Raw genomic sequence first — 10199 nt, forward strand, 5'->3', positions numbered from 1 at the left:
GCACGGCTTCGGGTTGCTGCACGAGGCGGTGGTGCAGCTGCGGGGCGGTGCCGGCGCCAGGCAGGTGGCCGGCGCGGAGGTGGTGGTGGTCGCCAACGGCGGTGGCCCGATCGCGGGGGTGGCGTTGCTGACCGCGGACCGAGGCTGAGCCACCGCCCGGCTCGGGGCGTGGTCAGGCGAAGAGCACGGCGGCCGCCTTCTCCGCGCACTCGTGCGTGGTCTCGACGGGGACCGACCGGAACTCGATGACCACCTGCCGGCAGCCGGCGTCGAGGTAGGAGTCGACCACGTCGGCGAGCGCGGGGATGTCGTCGGCTGTGGCGTGGATGCGCACCGACCGGGGCACCGCCCGGCAGGCGAGCTCGTCGAGCCGGTCACCCGTCGCGCGAACCTCCTCCGGGCTCAGGTCGTGGGGGTGCCAGGTATCGGCCAACCTCGCGGCGCGACGCAGGGCCGGGCCGCTCTGCCCGCCGATCCACAGCGGTGGGTGCGGCTTCTGGGCGGGGGTCGGCTCGAACGCGATGTGCTCGAACGAGAAGAACTCGCCGTCGTGCTCGACCGCACCTCCCCGCCAGCACTTGCGCATCACCTCGAGGGCTTCGTCGGTCGCCCGGCCGCGCCCCTCGAACAGGTGCCGGACCCCGAGTGCCCGGTACTCCGTGCGGCTCCACCCGGTGCCGACACCGATGTCGAGCCTGCCGTCGGAAAGCAGGTCGATCGTGGTGAGCATCTTCGCGGTGAGGACCGGGTTGCGGTAGGGGACGACCAGCACGCCGATCCCGAGGCGCGCGACCGAGGTGGTCGCCGCCAGGTGCGCGAGGCAGGTCACCGCGTCCAACCAGAACGGTCCGTGCACCGGTGCCATGCCCCGGACGCCGACCACGTGGTCGGTGACCCAGAGCGAGCTGAACCCGAGCTCCTCGGCCGCCCGGGGGAACGTCCGTACCGCCTTCTCCGCATCGGGCTCGGTGTTGGGTACGACGATGCCGACGGGCCGGGTGCGGGGCATGGAACCTCCGGGCGGTCGGGCGCGCTCGGCTGGCGCGGTTGTCCGATGTCCCATGTATAGCCGGTGCCGCGCCATCAACGCTAGCTACGTTTACTATGTTAGTCGCCGGGAAACCGAAGAAACCTGAAACATGGTTAACTATGTGGGTGACTACAGTGCGTCAGGGGAACGGCTACGGCGGGGACGTTGCGCGCAGGCGGATCCCGAAGATGGCCGAGTTGGTCGCGGCGGAGCTGCGCCAGAAGATCCTCCGTGGCGAGCTCGAACCCGGCGAGTCGTTGTCCCCCGAGTCCTCGCTCGTCGAGGAGTACGACGTCTCCCGGCCCACCCTGCGGGAGGCCCTGCGACTGCTCGAGGCCCAGCAGCTGATCACCGTGCGCCGCGGCTCGCATCGGGGACCCGTCGTCAGCCGGCCGAACACGGACGTCACCGCGCGTAGCTTCAGCATGCTGCTGCAGCTGCGCCGGGGCACGCTCGCCGACGTGTACGCGTTCCGGATGATCTTCGAGCCGGTGGCGGTCCGGATGACGGCGGAGAGCTCCGACCCGGGCGCGCTCGCCGAGCTGGAGGACCTGCTCGAGCAGGAGAACGGCGCGCGCAGGGATGCCGAGGCGTTCCCGGTACTCGCCTGGCGGTTCCATACCGCTCTGGTCCGGCTGTCCGGGAACGTGACGATGACCGTCGTGGCGGAGACGCTCGAGTTGATCTCGCAGCGGCACGCCCAGGCGGCGCTGTTGCAGTGGACCGACGGTGACCGGCAGCGCGACCGCGCCTACCGGGCGCACAAGAAGGTCGTCGAGCACATTCGCGCGGGTGACGGGGATCAGGCGCAGGAGTTCTGGGCCAAGCACATGGCCGAGGTCGGGAAGAAGCTGATGGCGAACACCGACCAGCCCTCGATCGTCGAACTGCTGGACTGACCCGGCCCCGCATGCTCGACGGGCTCCTGCGCGAGGGGGCCGCCCGTGTGCCGGGCACGTCGCTGACGTTCGTCGACGACGCGGGCGGGCAGACCCGGACGACCACCGGTGCACTGCTGGGCCATGCGGAACGGTTCGCCGCGACACTGCGCCGCGCCGGGCTGCGGCCCGGTGAGGTGCTCGCGGTACGCGGTAGCGGAACCGCCGAGATCGTCACGGTGCTGGTCGCGGGCCTGCTCGGTGGGTTCACCGTGGTGCCGGTGCTGCACACGCTCGGGCCCGCTGACGTCGAGGCGATCGTCGCGGACTCGGGAGCGAGGGTGCTCGTGTCGCTGCAGTCCTGGCACCGCCGCGACTACGCCGCCGAACTGGCTGCGCTCGATGCCCGCTGTGCCGTCGTGGTTGTTCCCCGGTCGGGGCCCGATCTCGGCGGCGTCGTGCTCCCCGGGCTGCCCCGGGCGGTCGGCGAGCCGGTGCGCGGGGCCGCCTGCGTCGTCTACAGCTCAGGGACCACCGGCCGACCCAAGGGGGTGGTGCACACCGGCGGGAGCCTGTCGGCCGAGGCGTCGGACTCCGGCGGCGCGGCCGTGCCCCCCGCGCTCATCGAGGAGGCCGACCGGCGCGGGCTGATGGTGTTCCGGGCCTACGGGTCGAGCGAGCACCCGACGGTCACCGGCCCACCCGAGCCGCCGACGCTCGCGGCCAGGGAGGGCACCGACGGACGGCCGACCCGGGGCAGCGCGGTCCGCATCGACGGCGGCGAGATCGTCGTCCGGGGGCCGGAGCAGTTCGCCGGCTACCTGCACGGCGCGCCCCTGGATGCCGGCGGCTGGTTCCGCACGGGCGACCTCGGGCACCTCGACGCGGACGGCAACCTGGTCGTCACCGGCCGGCTGACGGAGATCCTCATCCGGGGCGGCGAGAACATCTCGCTCGCCGAGGTGGAGCAGGCGCTCCGCGTCCATCCCGACATCGTGGACGCCGCGCTGCTGCCGGTCCCCGACGACCGATCGTGGCCGCGCTGCCGCGCACCGACCTCGGCAAACTCCGGCGGGCCGACCTGGCGGACATCCCCGAGATCCACCCCCGGCGAGGACGTCGTCGAGGTGGACCAACCTAGTGAACCTAGCTAGTCTTGAGGAGCGGTCATCGACGGCAGGAGGACGAGAGATGTCGGGTCCGATGGAGGGCGTGCGTGTCCTCGAGGTCGCGCAGTACACCTTCGTGCCGGCGGCCGGCGCCGTCCTCGCTGACTGGGGCGCGGACGTCATCAAGATCGAGCACGCGGAGCGGGGCGACGCGCAGCGCGGCATCGTCAAGCTGCTGGGTCTGGACGTGTACAGCGAGAACTCCTCGTTCTTCCCGATCATGGAAGGGCCGAACCGGGGCAAGCGCAGCGTCGGCCTGGCCCTGGACAACCCGGCCTCGCGCGGCGTACTCGAGGAGCTGGTGCGCCGCAGCGACGTCTTCCTGACCAACTACCTACCCGGGTCGAGATCGCGCCTGGGCATCGATGTCGACGACATCCGGGCACTCAACCCCGACATCATCTACGTACGCGGCAGCGGGTTCGGCGCGCGCGGGCCGGATGCGGACAAGGGCGGCTACGACAGCACCGCGTTCTGGGCCCGAGGGGGCAGTGCGTCCGGCGTGACCGCGCCGGAGGCGGACCGGGTGGCCGGCATGCCCGCCGGCGCCTACGGCGACTCCATGGGCGGTATGACCATCGCGGGGGGCATCGCGGCGGCGCTGTTCAAGCGGGCGCGGACGGGCGAGACGTCGGTCGTCGACGTGTCGTTGCTCGGGGTCGGTGCCTGGGTGACCCAGTTCTCGGTCAACCTGGCCCTGCTGGCCGGGGAGCCGCTGCCGGTCGTCGAGCAGCCCAAGCACGGTGCTCCGGGCAACCCGCTCAGCGGCGCCTACCGGACCTCGGACGGCCGGTGGATCCAGCTGACCATGCTCCAGCCGGGCCGCTACTGGCCGGAGTTCTGCGCGGCCGTGGGACGTACCGACCTAGTCACCGACCCCCGGTTCGCCGACGTGCACGCGCTCATGCGCAACGCCACCGAGGCGGCCGAGATCGTCGCCGAGATCTTCGAGCGCGGCACGTTCGCCGAGTGGCTGGACGTGCTCGGGCGGCTCAAGGGGCAGTGGGCGGTCGTGCAGAACAGCTGGGAGGTCGGCCAGGACGCGGCGCTGCGGGCGAACGGGCTCGTCGCCCCGGTCGTCGATGCCGAGGGTGTCGGCCGCGAGCTGGTGGGCAGCCCGGTGCAGTTCGACGAGGTCCCGGCCGTGCTCACCCGCGCTCCCCAGTTCGCCGAGCACACCGACGACGTCCTGCGTGAGCTGGGGCTCGACGACGAGGCGCTGCTCGCCCTCAAGATCGAGGGTGCGGTGACCTGACCGGACGCGCGGCGCGCTCGGCTGAGGACATCCGAGGCGGCGCCCACCTCAGCCGGCGAAGACGAGGCCGGCGTCCACCGGCAGGCACGTTCCGGTGACGTAACGGCCCGACTCGCACACCAGGTACAACACGGCCTCGCTCACGTCGATCGGCTCGACCAGCTCCACCGGGAGCGCGTTCACCACCCGCGCCGCCGTCTTGGGGTTCGACTTCTCCATGTACTCGCCGAAGAATTCGTTGACCACCATCGGGGTGTTGACGCCGGTCGGGTGGATGCTGTTGACCCGGATGTTCCATTCCGCCAGCGTGGCGGCGTAGGACCGCATCAGCCCGATGACACCGGCCTTGGCCGCGGCGTAGGAGTCGAAGCCGCCGCTGAGGTCGCTGAAGAACGGCCGCAGCCCCTGCGACGAGCTGGTGATCACGATCGAACCGCCCCGGGCACCGTCGATGAGCGGCTGGTAGGTGGCCTGCAAGGTGTGCCAGACGCCGGTGAGCAGAACGTCGATGCCGTCCCGCCACGCGTCCCGGGACTTCTCGTGCGGTGGCAGGCTCTGGGTCATCACGCCGGCGTTGGCGAGCACGATGTCGAGGCGGCCGAACTCCCGGAGCCCTCGGGCGACCGCGGCATGCATCCCGTCCAGGTCCCTGACGTCGGCCTCGATGCCGAGCATGCGGCCGCCCCGCGACTCGACCTGGCGCACGGTCTCGGCGAGGTCGTCCGGGGTGGACATCGCGTAGTTCACCGAGTCCAGCTGGCGGCAGATGTCGATGCCGACGATATCGGCGCCCTCGGCCGCGAGACGAACCGCGTGCGAGCGGCCCTGCCCACGTGCGGCACCGGTGATGAAAGCGACCTTGCTTTCGAGTCTGCTCACGGTTCCTCCCGCTCGAATGCCGCCCAACGGTAGCTTCGCTAGCTACGTTCAACAAGACGTTGCTACGCTCTCATATCTAACTACGCTATGTACCTTTGTCGACGACGCAGTCTGGAGCGAACATGAGCGTGGACACGGTGCCCCCGGTGCCGGAGCACGTGCCCAGCGAGCTGGTCCGGCATGTCGACGTGATCGGCGACCCGACGGTGACCGCCGATCCGTACGGCGTCTTCGATCGGCTCGGGGCAGAGGGACCGGTGCTCTACTCGAGCGCGCTGGGCGGGTTCTGGCTGGTGCTGGGCGAGGCCGAGGTTCGGGAGGCGTTCCAGCGCACCGATGTCTTCAGCAGCTATCCCACCGGGGTTCCGCCGATGGCCGGATTCTGGCCCCGAAAGCTCATCCCGCAGGAGCTCGACGGAGATGAGCACCGCCGCTACCGCAAGTTGCTGATCCCGTTCTTCGGGCCGGCGGCCATCCGGCCGATCGTGCGCAGCGTCGAGGAGCGGGCGGCGGAACTGATCGCGGGCTTCGCGGACGCCGAGCGGATCGACTTCGTCGAGTCATTCGCGAAGCCGCTCCCGACCACAGTTTTCCTGACGCTCTTCGGACTGCCGGTCGAGCGGGCCGACGCGTTCACCACCTGGAGCTCGGACCTGCTGCACGCCGCCGACCCTCGGGTCAGCGCCGAGTCCGGGCGCAACATCGTCGGCTACCTTGCCGAGCTGATCGCTCGCCGGCGGCGGTCCCCGGACGGCGACGACCTGATCTCCGCGCTCGTCCAGGCCAGGGTGGACGGGGAGCCACTCACCGACGACGAGCTGCTCGACACCTGCTTCCTGCTGTTCATCGCCGGGCTCGACACCGTCACGAGTCAGCTCAGCGTGATCTTCCACCACCTCGCGACCCACCCGGACCAGCAGCGGGCACTGCGGAGGGACCCGGACTCGGTGCCGGCGGTCCTCGAGGAGCTGCTGCGGACGTACCCGATCGTGCCTCCCGCGCGAACGCTCACCCGTGACCACGAGCTCGGCGGGGTACGGATGAAGGCGGGGGACACCGTTCTCATCGGCGTGTCGGGTGCGACAAGGTCACGGGTCGGCGGTGACGATGGGAGCGGTGACGATGGGAGCGGTGACGATGCGAGCAGGGCCGATCGGAGCAGGGCCGCGAGCCTGGCATTCGGGCTCGGGCCGCACCGATGCCTCGGCGTGCACCTGGCGCGCCACGAACTGGAGATCACCATGCGGCTCATGTGCACCCAGGCGCCGCCCTTCTCGCTCGCGCCCGGCGCCGGGCCGAGAATGCGGACCGCCGGCAACGTGTGGGGGCTGGACTCGCTGCCGCTGGTCTTCGGCGACGCGTAGCCGGCGCGGGGGATACTCGACGCCGGCGGCTGGCAGGGCACGGACGCCACGACGTGAGGGGGCACGGCGATGAGGGCACGGGTTGGACAGCTGCTGGCGAGCACGGCCGATGCGACGACCGTGGTCGTCATCCGCTGGCCGGATGACGACCTCGACCTGACCTGCGGCGGAGCCGCGATGGTCGACGCGAAGGAGCGCGCCGGGGCCCCGGCGGGTGCGGCTGCTCCAACCCAGGGGGACGGGACGCAGCTGGGCAAGCGCTACGTGGCCGAGCACCTGGCGGTCGAGCTGCTGTGTTCGAAGGCCGGTGCCGGGACGCTCGCCATCGATGGCACACCGTTGGTGCTGAAGTCGGCCAAGCCACTGCCGGCCTCGGACTGACCGGGAGAGTGGCCGGGCCCGTCCCGGGTCCGCCGGTCAGGTCGGTTCGGCGTAGGTGAGCTCGGCGACGACGTCGCGCCGGACGAGCTTGCCGGTGGCGGTGCGTGGCAGCTCGGGCCAGAAGGCGATCCGCGCGGGGGTTTTTGAGCCGCGCAGCTCGCCGCGGACGTAGCCGCGCAGCGCGTCAGCGTCGATGTCGACGCCCGGCGCGCGCACGACGACGGCCTCCACCCGTTGGCCCCACTCCTCGTCGGGGACCCCGACGACCACCGCGTCACGCACGCCGGGATGGCGCAGCAGCACGTCCTCGATCTCGGCGGGGGCGATGTTCTCCGCGCCGCGGATGATCGTGTCGTCGACCCGGCCCTCGATGAAGAGGAAGCCCTCCTCGTCGATCCGTCCGCTGTCCCGGGTATCGAAGAAGCCGCGCTCGTCGACCGCGCGGGTCGATCCCGCGTACTCACCGGAGACCTGCTCGCCGCGCACCCAGACCCGTCCGGAGATGCCGGGGCCGACGGTGGCGCCGGAGTCGTCGCGCACCTCGAGCTCGATCCCCGGGACGACCCGGCCGGCGGAACAGAGCCGCGCGCGCCCGGCCGCATCGTGCGCGGAGATCGCCGCCCGGTGCTCGGCCGGTCCCAGCACCGAGATCGTCGAGCTGGTCTCGGTGAGCCCGTATGCATTGACGAAATCCACCCTCGGCCATTCCCGCAGGGCTTGCTCGATGACCCGCTGTGGCATCTTCGCCCCGCCGTAGGCGAGCGAGCGCAGTGACGGGACAGCCCGGTCGAGGCCCTCGCCCTCCATGATCCGAGCCAGCATCGTCGGAACCACCATCGCATTCGTGACGGCCTCGTCGCGGACCAGCCGCAGCCAGGATTCGGGGGAGAACGCGGGCAGTGCCACGACGCGACGCCCGGCGTAGAGATTGGTCAGGACGTTGGAGACGGCCGCGATGTGATAGGGCGGCACGCTCATCAGCGCCGCCTCCTCGGCTCCGGCGGCGCCGAACTCGACGGTGCCCAAGACGTAGGAGACGAGGTTGTGGTGTCGCAGCAGCACGCCCTTGGGCGCCGAGGTCGTGCCACTGGTGTAGATCACGACCGCTGGTGCGGCGCTGTCCCCGGACTCCTCCGGAGACCCGGCCGCACCGGCATCGGCAAGCCACTGTGTGGGGGTCCGCACGGGGTGGGCCGAGGGCACCGACACCGGAGACAGCTCCGGGTCGGCGATCGTGAGTGCACCGGGGTGGCGGGCCAGCAGGCCGTCGAGCTGCTCGCGACCGAGCCGGTAGTTGACCGGCACGAGCGGTACTCCGGCGAGCGCGGCGGCGAAGAGCGCCACCGGCAGTGCGGTGCCGCTCACGGCGAGGTACAGGAGCGCGTCCGCACCGGACCGCTGGATGAGTCGGGCCCCGCCGCCCGCGAGCTCACGCAGCCGCGGCGCGGACAGCCCGTCCCCACGCCGACCGATCAACACCCGGTCGCCGAAGCCCTCGACGGCCATGTCCAGGAACATCGTGACGTTCACTTGCCGATGACCCGGATTGCCCGTTCGGGACAGGCGAATGCCCCGGCCTCGGCGTCCTGCGCGGCGTCGTCGTCGACCACCTCGTCGGTGACCGCCACGAAGCCGTCGTCATCGAGGGGGAACACCTCGGGGGACACCGCGTTGCATCGCGCATGCCCGGTGCACATGTCCTTGTCGACCAGGACTCTGGCCATCGGTGCCCTCCTCGGTGTTCGTGACGAGACCTGAGATCGTCAGAGTAGTGGGCCGGTCATAGTTATCTACGTTAGAGTAGACGGGTGCCCGAGGGCGAGGAGGAGAACCATGACTCAGGCCACGACGCCGCTCCGCGAGGAGGACCTTCCGATACTCGATGTGTCGGGCGCCGACTTCCAGCGCGACCCACATCCGACGATCGCCCAGGTCCGGGCTTCGGGGCGGTTCGCCTTCAGCCGCCGAGGGGTCGAGGTGCTCGCCCACGACGACGTGATCACGCTGCTGCGCGACGACCGGCTGGTGACCCAGACGCACTCGACCTACGAGTCCTACGGGGCTGGGGAGATGCTGCGGGCCTTTGCCCACGACGGGCTGCTCAGCGCGATGCAGGGTGAGCGGCACGACCGCATCCGGAGGGTGTTCCTCGCCGCGTTCCGGGCCCGGCTGATCGAGGACGAGCGCGGTCGGATGCGTGCGGTCGCGTCCCGGTTGACCGACCAGATGCTCGCGGCGGGGTTGCCGCTCGATCTGGTCGAAGGTTTCACCAGCCCGTACCCCATGGAGGTGCTCTGCCACCTCCTCGGCATCCCCGCCGCCGACATCCCGGAGTTCACCGCGGCCGCGACCCAGCTGCATCTGCTGGCACAGGTACCGCTGGCACCCGGTTTCCCGAAGATCGACGCGGCGCTGCGCACGCTGTGGGACTACTGCGCCGAGCTGGTCGCGGAGCGCCGGCGGCGCCCCCAGGAGGACGCCATCAGCGCCCTGATCCAGGTGCAGGCGACAGCGGGCAGGATCACCGACTCGGAGTTGGTCTGGAATATCGCGAATCTGATCTTCGCCGGCCAGGACACGACGAGATACCAGCTCGCCTCGTCGGTCCGCGCGATCCTCGAGGTGCCGGGCCTGTGGGACCGCATGGCGGGCGAGCCCGACCTCGTGCGGCAGGTCGCCGAGGAGACGTTCCGGTGGTACCCCGTGGTCAACTTCGTCGTCCGGATCCCCCGGGAGGATGTCGTGTACGGCGGGGTCGAGATGAGGGCCGGACGACGCGTCATCCTGAACTTCCAGGCGGCGAGCCGCGACCCGGAGCGCTTCGACGAGCCGTTCGTCTTCACCCCCCGCCCGGTGGGGCGCAACGACCGCTCCTTCGACGCCCCGTTCGGGCTCGGCATGCACTACTGCCTGGGCGCGGCTCTTGCCCGGGCGGAGATCCAGGAGGCGTTGGGGGTGCTCACCTCTCGGTTGACCGGCCTGGCCGTCGACGGGGAGCTGGAGATGACAGCGGCGGCCGGCATGCTGCACGGTCCCGAGGCCATGCCGGTCACCTTCCGGGCACGGTAGCGGCGCGGACTAGCGGCGCGGCCTAGGTACGCGCGATCCCGATGCCGCGCAGCAGCGGTAGAACGACGTCGTCGACGACCTCGACCAGGACCTCAGGGGGGACGGGGGTGCCGTTGATCATGGCGTGCTGCCGGACGATATCGGGGCCGACGGCGGCGATCCGGGGGGTGAGCG

General features: G+C 71.0%; 10 protein-coding genes. 6 read left to right on the forward strand and 4 right to left on the reverse strand.

Features of this window, described 5'->3' with window-relative positions:
* Positions 1-172: 172 nt before the first annotated feature.
* The gene (locus tag VGH76_RS02170; RefSeq protein WP_331554962.1) at positions 173-1009 is read right to left on the reverse strand and encodes a TIGR03619 family F420-dependent LLM class oxidoreductase; all 837 of its coding nucleotides are present in this window, start codon (positions 1007-1009) and stop codon (positions 173-175) included.
* A 209-nt stretch (positions 1010-1218) separates the two neighbouring features.
* Between VGH76_RS02170 and VGH76_RS02175 the strand changes: the two genes are divergently transcribed.
* Genes VGH76_RS02175 through VGH76_RS02185 form a run of 3 tightly spaced genes read left to right on the forward strand, consistent with a single transcriptional unit; the run spans position 1219 to position 4332 of the window.
* Entirely contained in the window at positions 1219-1929 is a 711-nt protein-coding gene (locus tag VGH76_RS02175) for a FadR/GntR family transcriptional regulator (RefSeq protein ID WP_331554963.1), read from the forward strand.
* 11 nt (positions 1930-1940) lie between these two features.
* A complete protein-coding gene (locus VGH76_RS02180; RefSeq protein WP_331554964.1) occupies positions 1941-3062 on the forward strand; it encodes a class I adenylate-forming enzyme family protein in 1122 nt (373 codons plus the stop codon).
* Between the two features lie 37 nt (positions 3063-3099).
* Entirely contained in the window at positions 3100-4332 is a 1233-nt protein-coding gene (locus tag VGH76_RS02185) for a CoA transferase (RefSeq protein WP_331554965.1), read from the forward strand.
* A gap of 48 nt (positions 4333-4380) precedes the next feature.
* Here VGH76_RS02185 and VGH76_RS02190 read toward each other — a convergent pair whose 3' ends face one another.
* Positions 4381-5211, reverse strand: coding sequence for a mycofactocin-coupled SDR family oxidoreductase (locus tag VGH76_RS02190; RefSeq protein ID WP_331554967.1), 831 nt, complete (start codon positions 5209-5211; stop codon positions 4381-4383).
* Positions 5212-5333: 122 nt separating this feature from the next.
* Here VGH76_RS02190 and VGH76_RS02195 point away from each other — a divergent pair, with 122 nt between their 5' ends.
* Together VGH76_RS02195 and VGH76_RS02200 are read left to right on the forward strand one after the other, a co-directional pair.
* Complete coding sequence (locus tag VGH76_RS02195) at positions 5334-6575, forward strand: cytochrome P450 (RefSeq protein ID WP_331554968.1); 1242 nt, start codon at positions 5334-5336, stop codon at positions 6573-6575.
* 69 nt (positions 6576-6644) lie between these two features.
* On the forward strand, positions 6645-6956 hold the full coding sequence (locus tag VGH76_RS02200; protein ID WP_331554969.1) for a hypothetical protein: 312 nt from the start codon (positions 6645-6647) through the stop codon (positions 6954-6956).
* Between the two features lie 36 nt (positions 6957-6992).
* Here VGH76_RS02200 and VGH76_RS02205 read toward each other — a convergent pair whose 3' ends face one another.
* Both VGH76_RS02205 and VGH76_RS02210 read right to left on the reverse strand, forming a co-directional pair.
* Positions 6993-8486: a long-chain fatty acid--CoA ligase gene (locus VGH76_RS02205; protein ID WP_331554970.1), complete on the reverse strand. Its 1494-nt coding sequence runs from the start codon at positions 8484-8486 to the stop codon at positions 6993-6995.
* A complete protein-coding gene (locus tag VGH76_RS02210; protein WP_331554971.1) occupies positions 8483-8680 on the reverse strand; it encodes a ferredoxin in 198 nt (65 codons plus the stop codon). Before VGH76_RS02210 ends, VGH76_RS02205 begins: the two co-directional genes overlap by 4 nt.
* A gap of 109 nt (positions 8681-8789) precedes the next feature.
* On the opposite strand from VGH76_RS02210, the gene VGH76_RS02215 reads away from it, so the two are divergent.
* Positions 8790-10025 carry a cytochrome P450 gene (locus tag VGH76_RS02215; protein ID WP_331554972.1) on the forward strand — a complete coding sequence of 412 codons (1236 nt, stop codon included), beginning with the start codon at positions 8790-8792 and terminating at the stop codon, positions 10023-10025.
* Positions 10026-10199: the final 174 nt, after the last annotated feature.

Source organism: Actinomycetospora sp. (assembly GCF_036497585.1).
Taxonomy (GTDB): domain Bacteria; phylum Actinomycetota; class Actinomycetes; order Mycobacteriales; family Pseudonocardiaceae; genus Actinomycetospora.

Coding starts and splice junctions, on each gene's coding strand:
- VGH76_RS02170 (WP_331554962.1), bottom strand. CDS start 1,009: ATGCCCCGCACCCGGCCCGTCGGCATCGTCGTACCCAACACCGAGCCC.
- VGH76_RS02175 (WP_331554963.1), top strand. CDS start 1,219: ATGGCCGAGTTGGTCGCGGCGGAGCTGCGCCAGAAGATCCTCCGTGGC.
- VGH76_RS02180 (WP_331554964.1), top strand. CDS start 1,941: ATGCTCGACGGGCTCCTGCGCGAGGGGGCCGCCCGTGTGCCGGGCACG.
- VGH76_RS02185 (WP_331554965.1), top strand. CDS start 3,100: ATGTCGGGTCCGATGGAGGGCGTGCGTGTCCTCGAGGTCGCGCAGTAC.
- VGH76_RS02195 (WP_331554968.1), top strand. CDS start 5,334: ATGAGCGTGGACACGGTGCCCCCGGTGCCGGAGCACGTGCCCAGCGAG.
- VGH76_RS02200 (WP_331554969.1), top strand. CDS start 6,645: ATGAGGGCACGGGTTGGACAGCTGCTGGCGAGCACGGCCGATGCGACG.
- VGH76_RS02210 (WP_331554971.1), bottom strand. CDS start 8,680: ATGGCCAGAGTCCTGGTCGACAAGGACATGTGCACCGGGCATGCGCGA.
- VGH76_RS02215 (WP_331554972.1), top strand. CDS start 8,790: ATGACTCAGGCCACGACGCCGCTCCGCGAGGAGGACCTTCCGATACTC.